The following is an 18289-nucleotide window of genomic DNA, read 5'->3' as shown; positions in this document are numbered from 1 at the left end:
TTTATACCGTACCTTTTAGTTCTTGTTTTTGGTTGTCCATTCTCTTTCGATAGCTTGACGGATTGCTTCCCGGTTATCACAATTCCTGCCACCGGAAGCGTGCCAACGGCGAGTGGGATTGCATCGGCTATTGTAAGCCATATGCGGATTCCCGAAAATGACGGTTATACGCACACGCCAGCGCATACAAATGTCATCGGCTACGAATTGCTGTTTGTTGCACAATATTATTTTCCACTGATTTTCCTTAGCCAGCCGTATCAGGACTTTTTGCTGCTCTTGGGGGGTGAGTGCCGTACTGATGTAATGCAGTTTGAGCGTGTTCTTCTTATTCCGATAGGTAATGTAACCAACCGCAGCGAAAACAACCGGAAACAATACGACAAACCATACAGATTCCGGTTCTATCGTTTCACCCTTAATCTTTGCCATCAGAAGGCAAAACAGTAAAGCGACAGAAGTAAACAGAAGCATAAAAAGAGGTTCTTTAGGATAGTAATCCTTTTTCTCCTGATTCGTCAGCTCTATGCGGCGGTTCTTTAGCGTGCGCTTTAATAATTCCTGATTCATATCGGATTCTTTGATTTACAAAGTTACGGATATGGCAGGGAAAGGGCAAATTTCAATCGGGAAAAGATTATGACCGGAGCTTGTTTTTATCTTTAACGTGTTAAACTGACGTTAATAAACAGGATGGGCACTGGTATTATACACCTTTCGCATATATTTGATAATAATAAACAGCAGGCTGCACGGCATTTATAACAAGCAGAGTAAAGTAATATGAAAGCAACTGAATAAAATGCAGTACGACATGTTTTATTTTGGGGAATCAGTTTATTGGACGTATAAGATGTGTAGCCCGGAACCGCTGTCCCTGTTATATAGATGAGAAAAAGGGCGATAAGAACCAGTACATGGGATGCGGTTGGAAAAGATCAGCTAAACAGAATGAAATAAAGTTCATATAACTTTTCCATTTAAAATAGAAAGTATGGGAAAAACTTTGGGTCAGATTTTGATGGATGAAGCTCGACAAACAGGGTTACAGGAGTGGATGAAAAAGGTACAGGTCGCTGTGTGGCAGACGGATGTGAAGAATCCGGTAACGTGGATGGCATTGGAAAGATTGTCCCGGGACGAGGATAATATGCCCTGTCTGGTGAAACTGTTGAAGGAACATTGCCCTTGCCCTTCATTAAAAACACAGGAAGAACCGGCTTACCTGATATTGGCTGCTTATCATAACGACAACGATTCTTTGGGATATTTATTGGATACAATGAAAGTATATATCAAAAAGAAAGACCATGACGGGATATTGTTCTTATGCCGGATGCAGGCTGCCATCAATGATAATGAGGATTATCCGCACCTGAACGGATTGTACAACGAACTAACGGGCTACCTGCTATCTTGTCGCCGTGATAGGGTAAAGGAGTACCGAAAAGGGAATATTCCCGTATTCAGCGAAGCGGATCTGCAAGTGGCGGAAAAGTACTTGCCACACTTGAAAGAATATTCTTTTCGTGACAAAGTGATGGCTGCCTTCCCTACAGCAAAGACCGTTACGGAATTGGCGGAGAAATGCGGATGTGCGGTGAATACTTTTGAACGTCGTTTCAAAGAGGAGTTCGGGGCTGCTCCCCGCAAATGGATGATGGAGCAAAAAGCAAAGCGTGTAGTAACGCTGCTCACCCATACCAACCTTCCCATGAAAGAGATTGCGGGTGATTGCGGGTTTGAGTCGAGCAACTATTTCTGGGACTTTTGCAGGCGTAACCTCAAAGCTACACCCACCAAAATAAGGGAAGGATTCATGGATGAACAGAAGTCCGTTGATTAAAGATAGTGGGATGTCGTGGATATAGGAACGGCTTGGTACCTGAACAATGGGGTTATAACCTTACTTTAGGGACTTTTTACTCGAAAACTGTTTTACCGTTTTGTGAGTAAGATGCTGACCTGTTTGATTGGATATTTAATAGGATTAATATATAAATAAAAAAAGGAGTACCGCCGTACTCCAACCTTTGTTAACCTTAAAATCTAATACTATGAAAAACACATTGCAAATATACGCACGATAAATTAATCTGCAAACTATCCAAGAAAAAAAGCATGCTTTATAACATAATTTAAATAAACCAGAATCTATCGCAGATATCTAAATAAGTTTTTTCACATTGTTTTTGTACAGAAAGAGCATATATGTAGGTATTGTGTTGCTTGATTTTCTTTATTTCTTCCGAAAGCTCGTCATTTAAAGGAGACATTTCGAAGTCGGACATCATTACCAGATCAGCATTCCGATAAGATTTAGTTCTTAAAATATGTATAGCGTGAAGAAGTGCAGGGGTTAAATCAGTGCCTCCATGAAAACTTTGACAAAGAAAATCTGCTAATTCCTGTATATTTTGGCTTAAACGTTCTATCTCAATGCAGGCTATGTCGTCGGAAAAGCTGATAAGATAGCATTTTCGATCTTGTTGTTCTGTGAGTTCGGCAATGGCAAGAATGGCCGATTTGACAAACTCTTCTCTTTCTCCACTCATAGATCCTGAAGTATCCACACAGATAATAAATGGTCCTGATTGTTCTTCTACAATATCTTTTCCCTGTACCTTTACATCTTTTATGCGGTGTTGTTCTTTTGATTCATAGTCTATCATCTGTAACTTCTTCTTGCTGAATCGTTCGAAGAAAAGAGATTGTAAGACTGGATCTGAAAGATAACAATACTCTATGGGTAAGAGGCTGTTTAAATCATTGCCTTCACATATTCCTCTTATATCGCTTTGGGCAGCAGGCGTAATGATCTGTTCCTGGTGTATGCCTGCAATCATACGGAATTTTTTCTCCTTACCTTGATGTTGTTTTCCGAGAATTTCTGCCAGTTCCCGAATAGCCGGGTGAGTTTTTGCTATTTCGTCGTAATGGAAAAGTTGTTTAGCCAGTTCTTTGTGACCCCTTAATAACCACATTAAGCGGATGCTACCACGTTGGGGCAGCTGATCGGCTATACTTTTCTGTAGTTGGTAGAAGTTCTCACAAAGTCCGTCGATACGTTCTGTCTGATAATTATATTCATTATTAGCTAACAGGTGATGCCATTTGCCGAAAAAAAGATTTCGAAGGTTTTTCCACTCTTTCGACCGTTTTTTAAGTGTATGAAATCGGCTGATATAGTATTGAATATTTAAGTCACCGCGGTTGTATTTCATTTGTAACGGATAGGCTGAATTCTCAAGAAAATGCAAAAAAGCGGTGTCCGTAAGTTCACGACTTTCGTAAAAATGTTCCCATTGCGCAGCATAATGTGAATAAAATTCCTGCAGGGAGGGTTGAGTGTGTTGATAATAAGACTTGATTTCTTCATCAAGTTCCTCTTGCTTGATAATATCATTCCGAAGATGTGACTCGTATAGTTGGTAAGTTACCTTTTCCAGCTTTTCCAGATAGATGTCTCTAAGTTCTTGCAGCCTAATATTCCTTATTTTCCAATCCATGTGTATATGCTATTTCCCGGATTTCATTCTGGCAGATGTCCAGCATTTCTTTCTGGCTGTTTAATACTCGTTTAATCATACTGCGTTGTTTATCGTCCATAAATAAATGTTCCTTGCAATATTGTAATTCGATGTCAGTTATGCGCTTTAAGTCATTTTCGCGGTTGTGGCATAGGTCAATCAACTCCTGAAACCGAAATTCAAAAGGTTGATATGTCTCTTCCGGAATATCAATGTCATATCCTGTATTACAGGTTAATGGGTGCTCTTGATTATTGATGAATACAGAGCGAGTGCCTTTTTTAAGTGAGACGACGGCTGATTGGGATACATTGCGATTGCGGACATAGTCATATACCTTTAATATCCAATTTACAGGACGATACTTATCTCTCTGGATATAAAACAATTTTTGAGTATCTTTCCTTAAACCTTGGTAGTCGGAAGCAAAAATCAATAAATTGCCTGCTACAGGATATCTTTCAATCTGATGATAGAAAGTATCTACAATCTGTAATGCAGGATCTTTTATTTCTCTCAGGCTGTGTTCTGATTTCATGTTTTCCCGGATACTGTTCAATTTCTGTTCTAAAATTCGTTCACCACAAAGATAGTGGTCGATGCACTCGCGGAGTGCGGCCGAAACTATTTGTTCGACAACCGGGATTTGTTCCACCTCGTTCCACAGGCAATGTAGTAATAGCGTACAGTCGGAGAAGCGAATGGTATCTGCTCCGTTCAGAAAAGCAGAAGTTCTGAGTAAGGATACGATTTTTTTCCATCGGCGGTCAGAAACATAAAGAACAGAGTGGGGGATTTCTTCTTTCTGTATGTTATATTTTTCTATCTGCCGTTTGATGGAGTGAATTAATTCAAAGATGGTATAATGTATATTGACTTGGTTGATTTGAGTTCGCCAGTCCCTGTATTGCTCTTCTGTAATGGAAAGTCCGGATGGAATTACCGGTTCAGCATCATTTACTGAGGCTATCATCCGGTCGAAAGCGAATTCCTGTTCGATGTTCCCTACGAAACAGCGTATTAGGAAACGATCCCACAGAGCTTCTAAACCTTCTCCCTGAGCGGGCAGTTCGTTAGAAGCTGCTATTAATCCTTTCAATGGCAACCGGATCGTATATTGTCCGTTGCGGTATATTTTCTCATTGATGACTGTCAGCAATGAGTTTTGTATGCTTGGTCCGGCTTTCCATATTTCATCCAGAAATACGATCGTTGCCGATGGAAGGTAGCCTTCGATAATACGTTCATATTTATCCTCGTCTTTCAGCTTAGAGATGGATACCGGACCGAATATTTCATCGGGGGTACTGAAACGGGACATCAGGTATTCAAAGGAAGTGCTTCTGTCGAATGCCAGTTTCAATCGTCTTGCGATAAGGCTTTTGGCGACTCCCGGAGGTCCGAGGAAGAAAATGCTTTCTCCGGAAATGGCTGATAAAAGTGATAATGCGATGGGATGTTCTTTCTCAAAGATTCCCTCGTTCATGGCATACAATAATTGGGTAATATGTGATTTTACTGTTTTCATGTACTTTTGAATTTTGTGCAAAAATAAGGGATTTTTCTGCCAAATTGAGGCATAGTTGTATTTTTGTATGTCAACGGCTTGTATAAACATATATTCGTATGGAGTGTTATAAACAGAAGTTGGTGAAATGGAAACATTATTGTATCTTTATCACCTATAACAGTATACAGGAAGGAGTTTGAATTATGGAGTTGCGTACAGTCGATGTCACTCGTTACATTATGCCGCTGCGTGAGGGTGGGTCTTTACCGGCGCTGGCCGAAGCTGATGATGGTTTTAAATATGTTGTTAAGTTTCGGGGTGCAGGGCACGGAACTAAAGCACTGATAGCAGAATTGATTGGTGGTGAGATTGCACGGATGTTGGGTTTTCGTCTGCCGGAGTTGGTCTTTTTGAATTTAGATGAAGCTTTCGGACGTTCGGAAGGCGACGAAGAGATACAGGACTTATTGCAGGGAAGCCGGGGATTGAATCTGGGTTTGCATTTTCTTTCAGGCGCTTTACCATTCGATCCGGTTGTTACTGAGATCGACGGCAAACTGGCGTCACAGGTTGTATGGCTGGATGCGTTATTGACTAATGTGGACCGTACCACGAAAAATACCAATATGCTTATGTGGCATAAAGAGTTGTGGCTGATAGATCATGGTGCCTCTCTCTTTTTTCAGCATTCATGGGTCAATTGGCACAAACATGCAATGAGTCCTTTTACTCAGATTAAAGATCATGCTCTATTGCCGCAAGCCGATAAGTTGGAGGAGGTGGATGCCGAATTTCGGGTATTACTGACATCGGAGAAGATTCGTGAGATCGTAAATTTGATTCCGGATGACTGGGTGGAGTGGCGTGACAAAAATGAAACTCCCCAAGATATCCGTGATATCTATTACCAATTTCTTATAGAAAGGATAGAACATTCTGAAACGTTTGTAAAAGAAGCAAAACATGCCAGAGAAGCATATTTATGAATACGCCGTTATCCGGATTGTTCCGAAAGTGGAACGTGAGGAGTTTATCAATGTTGGAGTTATCCTGTTTTCCAAACAAGCATGCTTTATCAGGATGCGTTATGATATCAATGAAAAAAGGCTGAGGCTATTTGCACCGGAACTTGATATTGATTCTTTCCGTGAACATCTGGAGGCTTTTAGCAAAATTTGTGCCGGTTGCCGTACAGGAGGAGCTATTGCCCAATTGGAAATCCCGGAACGTTTTCGATGGTTGACTGCACACCGGAGTTCGTGTATTCAAACTTCAAGACCTCATGTGGGTTACTCCGATGATCTGGAGGAGACATTGGAGCGATTGTTCCGGGAATTGGTACTTTAATGCTTTTATCCTTTTGCCTCCTGATACATAAATCGTTTGATGCTCTTCTTCGCAGTTTTCTCAAATTCTTCGAAGTGAATCTTTATTTTAGTAATCTGGCAATAAGAGGGTAATTGCTGATTGAGTTCAATCCGGTTGGTTTCCATCATCCTTTCAATATCTGTTTGTGATAGTCCATGTGCAAAGGCATCATCGAAATCAGGGTAGATTAATGCCACAAGTTTATCTTTCTGGAGCAGGACTAATGATTCGGATACATAAGGCATGTTGTTGAATTTACTTTCTATTTCTTCCGGATAAATGTTCTGTCCGCTTGAAGTTAGTAACATGTTTTTACTTCGTCCACGTACTGTGACATACCCCTCCGAATCCATTGTGGCTAAGTCTCCGGTATGGAGCCATCCGTTTACATCGATGATTTGTGAAGTCGCTTCCGGATTTTTGTAGTACCCCAACATTAGGTTCATACCCTTACAAATGATTTCTCCGGCAATGCTTTTCGGATCAGGGGAGTCGATTTTCACTTCCATACGGCTGGTTGCTTTTCCGCACGAAGCCTGTTTCAAGGTTTCCCAGCGACTTGAACAGATAATGGGCCCACATTCTGTCATGCCATAAGCAATGGTGTATGGAAATCCTATTTGTTTAAGGAAGGCTTCCACTTCTGCATTGAATGGAGCTCCTCCGATAATAATCTCATCGAAATTTCCCCCGAAGATCTCCATAGCGGCCTGTCGGGCAGCGGCTTTTATTTTATCATTAACAATGGGGACCTTCAACAGCAATTTACCTATTTTATTGTCCAGTTTGGGGAGAATATCTTTTTTAATAATCTTTTCAACAATCAACGGCACACAAGAGATCACTCTCGGCTTGATTTCCGCAAATGACTGTGCAATGATCTTAGGAGACGGCATACGCGTCAGAAAGTAGAGATGGGCGCCGGCAGAGAATCCGTAAAGGAAGTCGTAGACCATGCCGAACACATGTCCCATAGGGAGCATGGAGACGATATGATCTCCCGGTTTTACCGGAAGCATCTCATGACAATAGGCGATGTTTGACCACAAACTCCGGTATGGAAGCATAACTCCTTTGGAATAGCCGGTTGTTCCCGACGTATAATTTATGACAGCCAGTTCTTCCGGCATTTCTTTACGGTAGGAGATATGTTCCGGGCGGAAATTTCTGGGATATCGTTGCCCGTATATTTCATTACGGTGTTCATGTGCATACGTCAGTTTATTGTTGCGCGACACAAGTGGGGCAAAATCAGTTAAGGAAGATATGCCTTCAAGTAGCGGCATCCGGTCCTCATTAAGGTTTTCCCACACCTGCTCACCTACAAAAAGCAATTTTGCTTCGGAGTGATTGACGATATTGTGAATATTGTCAGCCTTAAATTCGTGTAAGATAGGAACAATTACTGCACCATAGGTCACAGTAGCCAAAAAGGTTACAGCCCAGTGGGCACTATTACGTCCACAGACAGCTATTTTATCTCCCGGCTGAATGCCGGCCATTTCTAATATGATGTGAAATTTGGCTATTTTCCGGGCTACATCCTTATATTGAAGGGTGATTCCTTTGTAGTCTGTCAGGGCGTTTGCATCCCAGTTGTTTATGATGCTCTGTTCAATATAACCAATGAACCGTTGTTCTTGTTCCATTTTGTAATTTTTGCACATTCAGTTTAAAACTGCGCAAAATTAATATTCTATTAACGGAAACCGAATTCTTTCGTAAAGTTTTACGTTAAATTAACGGAGGATGGGAGAGCTTTATTTGTCTATTATTAAGCCGATAAAAGTCACAGAGACACGTCTTATGATATCAGGGTGATATATAATCTCCGTGTTCTCTGTGTACTTCGTTATGAGCTTTTATTCACTCTCAGCCATTTCCTTTTTATTTTTTTCTGAGATCAGCAATAATTTGTCCCCTACGTGCAGTTTTAGTGTGCCATTAGGAATCAGGAATTCATCTCCGCGTTTTACGATCATTACCAAAGTTCCTTTAGGCAGGTTCATATCTTTCAGCGTATCGGCTTCACTCAATATTTCCGAAGTGATGGTCATGTCCGAGAGGTCGGTATCTATTTCTTCGGGAAGTTCGACACCAAATTCATTTCCAGTTTTTTCAAGAGGAGTAGACAGATGCAATAAGCGTGCTACAAACGATACGCTTGTTCCTTGCACAATCAGCGAAACAATCGTGATGAAAAATACAATATTGAAAATCATATTCGATCCTTCTACATTGGCTACTACCGGATAGGTTGCAAAAATGATAGGCACAGCTCCCCGCAGACCTACCCACGAAACGAATAAACGCGATTTCAAAGTGATTTTTCGGAAAGGCAACAGACAAAGAAATACACTTAAAGGACGCCCGATAACGATCATGAATACTCCGATAAGTAATGCTACAACAGCAACTTCAAGCATTTCGTGCGGATTGACAAGTAGTCCCAGCATGAGGAACATAATGATTTGGAATAACCATGTAAGTCCGTCCATAAACGTTGCAATTTCTTTCCGAAAGGTTATTTTATGGTTACCTACCATCATACCGGCAATGTATACAGCCAAATATCCGTTACCGCGGAGTAGGTCGGTGATGGCAAAAGTAAAGAATACAAATGACAATAACAGAATGGGATAAAGTGACTGGTTATCGATATTTATTTTATTAAGGATCAGTATTGCCAGCTTTCCCAGTATATATCCGGCGGCTGCGCCTACCAGGAACTGGATGATGAATGAGCCGATAATGGTGCCTGTACCCATACCATCCGATTGGATGAACTGTATCAGGACAATGGTCAGCATATAAGCCATCGGGTCGTTGCTTCCGCTTTCCAGTTCAAGCATGGGACGCAGATTATGTTTCAGATTCATCTTCTGTGAACGGAGGATAGCGAACACGGAGGCAGAATCGGTGGACGACATGGTCGATGCAAGCAGTAGGGAAGTAATCAGCGGGAAATGGATATTCGTCCAACCCATTCCGGAAAGATACCAAATGAACAAACCGGTGAAAAGAGCTGTGAGGAGTACTCCTACAGTAGAGAGTACAATTCCCGGTGACAGGATGGGACGGATTTCTTTGAACTTAGTATCCATACCACCGGAAAACAAGATGACGCTAAGGGCTACCATACCTATAAATTGAGCGACTTTAGCGTTGTGGAACTGCAGTCCCAGACCGTCGCTTCCGAAAAACATGCCTACGAGAAGAAATAATAATAAAGCGGGTACTCCGAAACGATAGCCGGTTTTTCCGACAACAATGCTAACGAATAGTAAGATAGAACCAATGAGTAGAATGTTTTCTGCGGTAAATATCATAAGCAATGAGTGCTGAAGGTTATTAATTTGTTATTTTACATTTCACTGTGCGAAGTTACTTAAATTATGTAACAAATAGAAATCCTCTTTGGATGTATTTATGTCCCAAATTGCCGTAAAATAGTTTAAAAATGTTATTTTTGCAGCCAAAATAATATCATTCTATATCTATATGGATTCAAATCATCTTTCTCCTTTACGTAAGGGCGTGGTAGGAGTACAGTTTCTTTTTGTGGCTTTTGGCGCTACTGTTCTCGTACCTTTATTGGTCGGACTTGACCCCTCTACAGCCTTATTTACGGCCGGTATCGGTACACTTCTTTTTCATTTGGTAACAAAGGGGAAAGTTCCTATCTTCCTGGGCAGCAGCTTTGCGTTTATTGCTCCCATTATTAAAGCAACCGAATTATACGGACTCGCCGGCACGCTTTCTGGAATGGTGGGGGTTGCATTGGTATACTTTGTCATGAGTGCTTTGGTCAAATGGCAAGGAATCAGACTGATTGAACGCCTGTTCCCTCCGGTAGTTATTGGTCCGGTAATTATCTTGATCGGGCTTTCACTTGCCGGAACCGGAGTCAATATGGCAAAAGAAAACTGGACTCTTGCATTACTTTCATTACTGACTGCCGTGGTTGTATCTATCCGTGCTAAAGGACTATTGAAGCTAATACCTATCTTTTGCGGAATTATCGTGGGGTATGTTGCCGCATTGGTCTTTTATGATGTAGACCTGTCGGGAGTGAGAGATGCAGCATGGTTGGGCTTTCCGCAGTTTGTATTTCCTAAGTTCTCCTGGGAGCCTATTTTGTTTATGATGCCGGTAGCGATTGCTCCGGTGATAGAACATATCGGTGATGTGTATGTAGTAAATACTGTAACCGGAAAGGACTATGTGAAAGATCCCGGATTGCATCGAACGCTCTTGGGAGATGGTTTGGCCTGTCTTTGTGCAGGCTTGTTGGGAGGTCCTCCTGTGACTACATATTCGGAAGTAACCGGAGCGATGTCACTTACCAAGGTGACAAATCCTCAGGTAATACGAATTGCGGCGGTCACGGCAATCCTGTTTTCAGTGATCGGCAAAGTCAGTGCTTTGCTAAAGTCTATCCCTTCGGCTGTATTGGGAGGAATCATGCTGCTTCTTTTCGGTACGATTGCTTGTGCGGGAATTGCCAATCTTGTCAATAATTGCATTGACTTGAGCCGGACACGCAATATCATAATTGTTTCTCTGACCTTGACAATAGGCATAGGTGGAGCCGTGTTGACATGGGGTGAGTTTTCATTGTCAGGAATCGGTCTCGCTGCATTGGTAGGAGTAGGGTTGAACCTGGTGCTCCCGAGAGAAGAGTGATAAACGATGAAGGGTAAACGATAAACCGGTTGTGTGCCATAGACAAGAGTCCTCCGTTTATCGTTTACTGTTCATCATTTACCGTTCATATCATGCCAGGAACCTTGCAATATCTTCATCCGCTGTGCTGATACCTCCGATTCCGAAGTTATCGATCAGTACCTGTTTTACGTTAGGTGATAAGAATGCAGGAAGTGTCGGTCCCAAATGAATCTTTTTCACTCCAAGTGCTAACAAAGCCAGCAGAACAATAACGGCTTTTTGTTCATACCACGCAATGTTATAAACGATTGGCAAATCATTGATATCTTTTAGTCCGAATACTTCCTGCAATTTCATGGCGATGATAGCGAGCGAATAACTGTCATTACACTGTCCGGCATCCAGTACTCGGGGAATGCCGTTGATGTCTCCTAAAGGCAGCTTATTATATCGATACTTGGCACATCCTGCTGTCAGGATCACTGTATCTGCCGGAAGTTTCTCTGCAAACTCTGTGTAATAACTGCGACTTTTCATTCGGCCGTCACATCCGGCCATGACGAAGAACTTACGGATAGCACCGCTTTTTACTGCTTCTACCACCTTATCGGCCAATGCGATTACTTGGGCATGGGCGAATCCGCCTACAATCGTACCGTTTTCTATTGCTACCGGTGGTTGGCAACGTCGTGCATGTTCAATGATGATAGAGAAGTCTTTGGGCTTTCCGTTTTTACGTTCGGGGATGTGGATAGCACCTTCCAAACCGGTAGCTCCCGTTGTGTAAATCCGATCTTTATAAGTGGCATTCGGGCGTGGTGGAACGATGCAATTGGTAGTGAAGAGGATGGGACCGTTGAAACTCTCAAATTCCTCTTTTTGCTTCCACCAGGCATTGCCGTAATTTCCTACTAAATGCTTGTATTGCTTCAGCCGGGGATAATAATGTGCCGGCAACATTTCACTGTGGGTATAAATGTCTATACCGGTACCTTCTGTTTGCTGTAGCAATTCTTCTATATCTTTCAGGTCATGCCCGCTGACAAGGATACCAGGATTGCTCCGGACGCCAATATTCACTTCAGATATTTCCGGATTTCCGTAATGATTGGTGTTGGCAGTATCAAGCTGGGCCATTGCCTGTACCCCATAATTTCCGGTAGTGAGTGTGAGGGTTATCAGTTCATCTACCGTAATATCTTCGCGGGTCAGTTCTGCCAGTGCGTGTTGCATAAAAGCAAATATTTCCGGGTTTTCGTATCCTAAGTTATAGGCATGTTCTACATATGCCGCCATACCTTTAATGCCATAGTGAACCAGTTCTTTCAGTGAACGGATGTCTTCGTTCGGAGTGCGAAGTACGCCTACAGTTTGGGCTTTTTCTTCAAACTCTGATTCATCGCCATACCAGGTACATTCATCGGGGACGGACTCGATAGTAACCTGACTACCTAAATCTTTTTTAAGTTCGAGGCCCTTCTTTATTTTTTCAATAATGGCCCGTTTGTCAAAATTGGCGTTTGTAATAGTGACAAACAAGGCATCGAAGATGAACTTATCTGCCTGGGCAGAAGAACGTCCTTCTTTGCGTAATGCCTCGTTGTAGACTGCGATTCCGCGTACAACAAAAAGCAAGAGGTCTTGCATATTGGCTACTTCGGGAGTTTTCCCGCATACTCCGCTAAGGATACAGCCTGTACCTTTTGCGGTTTCCTGACACTGATAACAGAACATACTCATAATTCTTACGTATTAATTGGTTTCTTAATTGAAGGCAAAGATAGGTGGAGGATTTGAGGTAGTTCTGTAACCAATGTTACAAACAATAGAAAAAAGATTGGAGATTTTATTGTATCAACTGCATTAAATCTTCTTTTCTCAGGATGTGCACTAATTTCCGGTCTGTTCTGATCAGGCCATCATCCTGCATGTGTGCCAGTTCGCGTGCCAGTGAGGGGCGTGACACTCCGAAATAATCGGCCAATTCTTGCTGTGAGCGATCGAGTAGTATAGGATTTCCCTCCTGCTGTTTTGAAATCCGGAGCAGGTACGAGGCCAGTTTTTGCCGGATCGTCTTGAAAGACATAAAAAATAGTTTGTCGGCAAGTGTCCGGGCATAATTGGCCGAAAGGTTCATATAGTTTTCTAAGAATCTCTCATTTCTCCGGAATAGCTTCAGTACACTTTCTTTAGGAATTTCAAAAATCTCAGTAGCTTCGTTTGCTGTGACCTCTACCGGGTAACGATTGTCGGCACCAAACAAGAAAAGTGGGGCTATCGCACGAGGGGCAGTAATATCCTCTACTTTAATCAGTCTGCCCGAATAATCGATCATTTCTCCCCGGACACTGCCCTTTAGCAATATCATCAGCCGGTTGCATACGTCACCTTGTCTGGCAAGAATGTCACCTTTGCGGAACATACGGAGGTGAGAAACGATTCCGTCAAAATCACGGGATAGCGTTTCGGGCGAAATTCCGTGGAATAAAGGGTTGTTAGCAAGATAGGTCATGGCTTTAAAGATTGAATTGATATATTATTAATAACAGGAATCTTTTCTCATTGTTTGCCGGTAACTGTTGCTATTGCGTTGCTAATAATACTGATATCGCATTTTGGAAACAATGGTTTTACTTAAATTTCAGCACAAATTTAGTTTCTTTACCCGGTAATAAGGTGATGCTTCCTCCGGACAGACGCATGATCTGGCGAGAGATACTAAGTCCGATGCCGCTACCTCCCTCTTTGGTCGTAAAGAATGGGATGAAGATATGGTCTGCTATTTCCGGGGGAATGACGGGACCATTGTTCTTGATTTCTATCAGTACCTCTTCCGAATCGTTACAGCGGGCACTGATTTCTATTTTTCCGTCAGCTTGTGTACCAATAGCTTGAATTGCATTTTTGAGCAGATTGATGACAACCTGCGAGATTAGATTTTCATCGGCATAAACAATTAAGTCGGCAGGAGAAATATCTGTATGAAACGTGATGTTTTTGCAAGTGTTCTGATGCCGTGCCAGTTCTACCATGCGATCGATGAAGGCTTTTACATAAAACAAAGATGGTTCGGGAGTGGGGATACGGGTAAAACGTCGATAAGACTCTACAAAAGCTAATAACCCTTTCCCTGTAGTGCTGATGGTCTGGAGACCACTGCGTATTTCTTCGTCATGGGTATCGGAAAGTGAGAGCAGGGTATCGCTCAGTGAAGTGATGGGAGTTACCGAATTCATTATTTCGTGAGTCAATACACGCGTCAGGCGTATCCACGAATCAATTTCCTTTTCGTCCAATTCGCTGTTGATGTCGCTGAGGGCGAGGATGCGTAAATGTTCTTTGCGTATTGTAATATCCGATACGCGAATGGAAAGATTGACTGTGCCCCGTTCATTATTAAAAGTAATCTGTAGTTTTTCTCCGGTACGGCAGAATTCCACCTTTTGCATCAATGTCACATCTACTTTACTCAGTTGGCGGATGTGAGTGAGTACATTCAATCCTAACAGACGGAGTGCTTCGTTATTTTTTTGATAGATGGCTCCATTATCGTTGAGCACTAATACTCCTGTGTTTATACAGTCAAGAATAAGTTCATAGTACTTCTCTTGTTGTGCCGTTTCCGATTTTACATTATATAATATGTGTCCCACCCGGTTCAGTGCACGATTGATGTCCCGGGTTTCGGGTGTGGTTTTTTCTTCCGGGAAGTGAATGGCATTGTCGTTGTTCTCAAGCGCATCGATCATGAAAAGAACCCGCTTGGTATGGATGCGGTATAGAGATAATTGCCACCAGATGCTGAAGATTAAAAAACAGAGGCTCAATATCATCCAAACGAAGTCTCTGTTTGAGTAAAACAGAGCCGCTGTTATGGCAAAACAGAGGCTCACTCCGAGGCGGAACCAATATCGTTCGGTAAGTAGTCTGATGTGAGTCTTCATAAGCCGAACTTTTTCATCTTATTGTATAGTGTCTGGCGGGTGATTCCCAATTGGGAAGCTACTGCCGAAAGGTTGCCTCCGCATTTATCCAATGCCTTCCGGATCATGGCTTTTTCCATCTCCTCAAGTGTGGAAGCTTCGATTTGCTGTATTTCTGTTTTTTGTACCAATTGAAACATTTCGGCAGGTATCGAATTGCCGTCACAGATGATGACTGCTTTTTCGATAGCATGTTCCAGTTCCCGGATGTTACCGTACCAGGAGTGTGCGGTCAGCCTTTCACAAGCAGATGCAGTCAGGCTGATGGGAGCTTTGTCGTATTGTTTACAGAAACGTGTAATGAAGCGTTCGGCCAGTGGGACAATATCTTCTCTGCGATTACGCAGAGGTGGAATCTCTACATGAATGGTGTTGATACGGTAAAGTAAGTCTTCGCGGAACTCTCCTTTATCAACCATTCCCTGTAGATTCCGGTTGGTAGCACAAATCAGCCGGATATCTACAGGAACAGGTTCGTTACTACCTACCCGTACGATACTTCTTTGTTGGATGGCTGTCAACAGTTTGGCTTGCAGATGGTAGGGGAGGTTCCCGATTTCGTCAAGAAAGAGAGAACTATGGTTGGCTGCTTCAAATTTACCCGTGCGGTCGGCATGTGCATCGGTAAAAGAACCTTTCACATGTCCGAAAAGCTCGCTTTCGAATAAAGACTCGGTAATTGCCCCCATGTCTACGGAGACCATCGTTTCTTTATAACGGGATGACAGGGCGTGAATCTCCCGGGCGAGCATTTCTTTTCCAGTGCCGTTTTCTCCCGTAATCAATATGTTGGCATTGGTTGTAGCTACTTTTTCTACCAGCATGCGAAGTTGTTGCATAGCACTGCTTTCACCCCAGTACATGGCAGCTATAGAAGGATTTTCTTTCTTTCGGTTCTTTTTTTTGCCTTCTTTGGCCTGTGAAGCAGCGTTTAGCAGAGTCTCGACTAACTTTTGGTTATCCCATGGCTTTACGATAAAGTCGGTAGCGCCTTCTTTGATACCTCGTACAGCTAAATCAATATCGGCGTATGCGGTGAAAAGTACTACCGGGAGATTGGGGTATTGGCGTTTGATTTCGTGCAACCAGAATAGGCCCTCGTTGCCGTTGTTGATGCCGGAAGTGAAATTCATGTCCAATAAGACGACTTCCGGATTTTCTTCTCTCAGAACAGATGACAAGCTGACTGGTGAAGAGAGGGTGATGGCTTTCGAAAAATGATTTTTCAGTAATAGCTGCACTGCTGTCAGTACTCCTTTGTTATCGTCGACAATGATAATGGTTCCCATTTAGAAGATTGAAATTTAATTGTTAGCGGCAAAGTTAATAACAATTCTCTATTACAGAGGATCAAAATGAATCTAAATCCGGGAAATATCTTATTATCTCCCCTCCTGACAGGAGAAAGAGGGGAGATAAGATTTCATCTTTTGTTTATGTCGTTATAGCCACTGGAATTTTAATCCGAAAGATAGGCTTAAATAGTCACGTGCCCGTAAATAACGGTTTGTGGCACGGCTTATCAGCAGCAAGTCGCAAGTACTCAATTCATAAAAGAGTGTGACAGACTTGGTAAAGAAACGACGGTCTTTATCTATGTTATAGGTTAACCGTTGTCCCAGAAAGATGTGGGTACGGATTTTGGAAGAGAAGCCATAGTATCCTTCCGGATAGCGGCTGGGTTCTTTTACCCAGAACTCGTGTCCGAATACCGTATTAAAGTAGAGCCCGCATGACAGAGGTTCCGTAGAAAAGCCTTTCCCCAACTCAAGACTCCAAGGCATATAGTTTTGCTTGAGGGTCATAGTCAGTTTCGTGCGATGTGAGTCATGTTTGGGAATAAATCCCAGAAAAAGGTCGGTTTCCCACTGATCCCTCCGTCCGTAATCCCATCCGGTTCCGAAAGAGAACATGCCCATATTTCCGGCAAACTGTATTTTATTGTGAGTCGGTATCAAAGAGTTCCATCCTTTCCGGAAACGGTGGATGCGTTTATCATATTTGCTGGGCTCCGATTTGGAGACCAGAACAGTATCTTTGGTTTCTTCTTCATCACTTTTGTCTGCCTGTGCCAAAGCGTCTTCCGGACAAAATAAGAACAGTGCCAATACAGTATAAAGAGTAGATTTAAAATTCAACCACTTCATAATCATATCCTTCAGGTTTTATGGTGAATACTAAATAACTGCGGTTTTTCATACAATTGCTGCCGTAATACATTACTCCGTCCTCAAATACATCCGAAGCACTGATCCGATGCTCATGGGCTACAGTACAGAATTGCAGGGCTGGAAATTGACGTATATACATTTGAAAGATCTTGGCTACATTGTTATTAAATTGATCGCACAAAGGGCGGGCATGCATGCAAAATACCGTCTTGTCAAACTCGTCCGAACGTTCTGTCAATTCCGCTTCGATAAAATTGAAATCCGGAATCGGATCCGAGTAATCATATTCCATTGCATTCGTATTGAGGCATACAAACTTTACTCTTCCTGCGATAAATGAAAAATTAGTATCTCCAAATATCTTCCTGAATGCTTCTTCTCCTGTTCCCAAACAGTCATGATTACCAATCAAGGCGACATACGGCACATTTAGTTTGTTCATGATATCTCTTTGCCATAGAAATTCGTCTGTTAGTCCGAAATCGCTCAGATCTCCTCCATGCACTACAAAGTCGATGTCGTTTCGTTTATTTACGGCATTTACGAAGTCTACTGTCTCGTCATACCATCGTTGCGAGTCACCCATAGCTATAAAGCGGATAGTAGTCTTATTCAGACATTTGGCTTCTATCTTCTCGATATTTTTGTTATTAATATCTCTTTCGCCTTTGATTTTGACATCGTAGGGATGGTAGTCTATCATGTCGCAACCGGTAAGTAACAGGCAAGAGAGAAAGATTCCGATTATTCCTTTTTTCTTATCCATAAACTATTTTTTTGAATTGAAAACTCGATGCAAAGATAGAGTTTTCTTCTTGATAAGCAAATATTGTTGTCTAATAAATAGACAGCAGTGTCTAAGAATTAGACAGGTAGAATGAAGATGGTGAAATGTAATGGTTTGATTGTCAATAGATAAATTCTCTTGGCACGCTTTCTGCTTTATAATAGATAAATAACTTTATAATTATTGAGTTACTTCTGTTTTTCTAAAATAATAATATACAGACAGAGATATGAGACAACTTTACTACACTTTCCGGACTCTTCTTAATAGGC

15 protein-coding genes are annotated in these 18289 nt (G+C 42.1%); 4 read left to right on the top strand and 11 right to left on the bottom strand.

What is annotated here, in order from left to right:
* Window positions 1–15: 15 nt before the first annotated feature.
* A complete protein-coding gene (locus QK890_RS02130; RefSeq protein WP_005777448.1) occupies window positions 16–570 on the bottom strand; it encodes a hypothetical protein in 555 nt (184 codons plus the stop codon).
* Window positions 571–994: 424 nt separating this feature from the next.
* Between QK890_RS02130 and QK890_RS02125 the strand changes: the two genes are divergently transcribed.
* The gene (locus QK890_RS02125; protein ID WP_367627140.1) at window positions 995–1846 is read left to right on the top strand and encodes a helix-turn-helix domain-containing protein; all 852 of its coding nucleotides are present in this window, start codon (window positions 995–997) and stop codon (window positions 1844–1846) included.
* A gap of 292 nt (window positions 1847–2138) precedes the next feature.
* On the opposite strand, the gene QK890_RS02120 is transcribed toward QK890_RS02125, so the two are convergent.
* Both QK890_RS02120 and QK890_RS02115 read right to left on the bottom strand, forming a co-directional pair.
* Window positions 2139–3509 carry a VWA domain-containing protein gene (locus QK890_RS02120; protein ID WP_032536045.1) on the bottom strand — a complete coding sequence of 457 codons (1371 nt, stop codon included), beginning with the start codon at window positions 3507–3509 and terminating at the stop codon, window positions 2139–2141.
* Window positions 3484–5058, bottom strand: coding sequence for an AAA family ATPase (locus QK890_RS02115; RefSeq protein ID WP_032529956.1), 1575 nt, complete (start codon window positions 5056–5058; stop codon window positions 3484–3486). Before QK890_RS02115 ends, QK890_RS02120 begins: the two co-directional genes overlap by 26 nt.
* A gap of 185 nt (window positions 5059–5243) precedes the next feature.
* On the opposite strand from QK890_RS02115, the gene QK890_RS02110 reads away from it, so the two are divergent.
* Entirely contained in the window at window positions 5244–6026 is a 783-nt protein-coding gene (locus QK890_RS02110) for a HipA family kinase (protein WP_005777455.1), read from the top strand.
* Complete coding sequence (locus tag QK890_RS02105) at window positions 6004–6387, top strand: DUF3037 domain-containing protein (RefSeq protein ID WP_005777457.1); 384 nt, start codon at window positions 6004–6006, stop codon at window positions 6385–6387. Before QK890_RS02110 ends, QK890_RS02105 begins: the two co-directional genes overlap by 23 nt.
* A gap of 5 nt (window positions 6388–6392) precedes the next feature.
* Here the strand turns inward: QK890_RS02105 and QK890_RS02100 are convergent, their stop codons facing one another.
* Together QK890_RS02100 and QK890_RS02095 are read right to left on the bottom strand one after the other, a co-directional pair.
* Window positions 6393–8057: a long-chain fatty acid--CoA ligase gene (locus QK890_RS02100; protein WP_005777459.1), complete on the bottom strand. Its 1665-nt coding sequence runs from the start codon at window positions 8055–8057 to the stop codon at window positions 6393–6395.
* A 213-nt stretch (window positions 8058–8270) separates the two neighbouring features.
* Entirely contained in the window at window positions 8271–9737 is a 1467-nt protein-coding gene (locus tag QK890_RS02095; protein ID WP_005805674.1) for a potassium/proton antiporter, read from the bottom strand.
* 172 nt (window positions 9738–9909) lie between these two features.
* Here QK890_RS02095 and QK890_RS02090 point away from each other — a divergent pair, with 172 nt between their 5' ends.
* Window positions 9910–11094, top strand: coding sequence for a uracil-xanthine permease family protein (locus tag QK890_RS02090; RefSeq protein ID WP_005777463.1), 1185 nt, complete (start codon window positions 9910–9912; stop codon window positions 11092–11094).
* 90 nt (window positions 11095–11184) lie between these two features.
* On the opposite strand, the gene hcp is transcribed toward QK890_RS02090, so the two are convergent.
* From hcp to QK890_RS02060, 6 genes are all read right to left on the bottom strand, one after another.
* Window positions 11185–12816 carry a hydroxylamine reductase gene (gene hcp / locus QK890_RS02085; protein ID WP_032539344.1) on the bottom strand — a complete coding sequence of 544 codons (1632 nt, stop codon included), beginning with the start codon at window positions 12814–12816 and terminating at the stop codon, window positions 11185–11187.
* A gap of 106 nt (window positions 12817–12922) precedes the next feature.
* A complete protein-coding gene (locus QK890_RS02080; RefSeq protein WP_005805678.1) occupies window positions 12923–13588 on the bottom strand; it encodes a Crp/Fnr family transcriptional regulator in 666 nt (221 codons plus the stop codon).
* A 118-nt stretch (window positions 13589–13706) separates the two neighbouring features.
* Window positions 13707–15020, bottom strand: coding sequence for a PAS domain-containing sensor histidine kinase (locus QK890_RS02075; RefSeq protein ID WP_032536047.1), 1314 nt, complete (start codon window positions 15018–15020; stop codon window positions 13707–13709).
* Complete coding sequence (locus tag QK890_RS02070; protein WP_032539343.1) at window positions 15017–16348, bottom strand: sigma-54 dependent transcriptional regulator; 1332 nt, start codon at window positions 16346–16348, stop codon at window positions 15017–15019. The genes QK890_RS02075 and QK890_RS02070 overlap by 4 nt, the downstream gene beginning before the upstream one ends.
* Before the next feature lie 153 nt (window positions 16349–16501).
* Complete coding sequence (locus tag QK890_RS02065; RefSeq protein WP_005805685.1) at window positions 16502–17212, bottom strand: hypothetical protein; 711 nt, start codon at window positions 17210–17212, stop codon at window positions 16502–16504.
* Window positions 17187–17996, bottom strand: a complete 810-nt coding sequence (locus QK890_RS02060) for a metallophosphoesterase (RefSeq protein ID WP_005805687.1) — start codon at window positions 17994–17996, stop codon at window positions 17187–17189. Before QK890_RS02060 ends, QK890_RS02065 begins: the two co-directional genes overlap by 26 nt.
* Window positions 17997–18289: the final 293 nt, after the last annotated feature.

It is taken from the genome of Bacteroides sp. NGMCC 1.200775 (assembly GCF_040798045.1).
GTDB classification, from domain to species: Bacteria; Bacteroidota; Bacteroidia; order Bacteroidales; family Bacteroidaceae; genus Bacteroides; species Bacteroides hominis.
Note: the sequence above shows the minus strand (reverse complement) of the source record. Positions and strands in the feature narration are given on the sequence as shown.

Coding starts and splice junctions, on each gene's coding strand:
- QK890_RS02130 (WP_005777448.1), bottom strand. CDS start 570: ATGAATCAGGAATTATTAAAGCGCACGCTAAAGAACCGCCGCATAGAG.
- QK890_RS02125 (WP_367627140.1), top strand. CDS start 995: ATGGGAAAAACTTTGGGTCAGATTTTGATGGATGAAGCTCGACAAACA.
- QK890_RS02120 (WP_032536045.1), bottom strand. CDS start 3,509: ATGGATTGGAAAATAAGGAATATTAGGCTGCAAGAACTTAGAGACATC.
- QK890_RS02115 (WP_032529956.1), bottom strand. CDS start 5,058: ATGAAAACAGTAAAATCACATATTACCCAATTATTGTATGCCATGAAC.
- QK890_RS02110 (WP_005777455.1), top strand. CDS start 5,244: ATGGAGTTGCGTACAGTCGATGTCACTCGTTACATTATGCCGCTGCGT.
- QK890_RS02105 (WP_005777457.1), top strand. CDS start 6,004: ATGCCAGAGAAGCATATTTATGAATACGCCGTTATCCGGATTGTTCCG.
- QK890_RS02100 (WP_005777459.1), bottom strand. CDS start 8,057: ATGGAACAAGAACAACGGTTCATTGGTTATATTGAACAGAGCATCATA.
- QK890_RS02095 (WP_005805674.1), bottom strand. CDS start 9,737: ATGATATTTACCGCAGAAAACATTCTACTCATTGGTTCTATCTTACTA.
- QK890_RS02090 (WP_005777463.1), top strand. CDS start 9,910: ATGGATTCAAATCATCTTTCTCCTTTACGTAAGGGCGTGGTAGGAGTA.
- hcp (WP_032539344.1), bottom strand. CDS start 12,816: ATGAGTATGTTCTGTTATCAGTGTCAGGAAACCGCAAAAGGTACAGGC.
- QK890_RS02080 (WP_005805678.1), bottom strand. CDS start 13,588: ATGACCTATCTTGCTAACAACCCTTTATTCCACGGAATTTCGCCCGAA.
- QK890_RS02075 (WP_032536047.1), bottom strand. CDS start 15,020: ATGAAGACTCACATCAGACTACTTACCGAACGATATTGGTTCCGCCTC.
- QK890_RS02070 (WP_032539343.1), bottom strand. CDS start 16,348: ATGGGAACCATTATCATTGTCGACGATAACAAAGGAGTACTGACAGCA.
- QK890_RS02065 (WP_005805685.1), bottom strand. CDS start 17,212: ATGATTATGAAGTGGTTGAATTTTAAATCTACTCTTTATACTGTATTG.
- QK890_RS02060 (WP_005805687.1), bottom strand. CDS start 17,996: ATGGATAAGAAAAAAGGAATAATCGGAATCTTTCTCTCTTGCCTGTTA.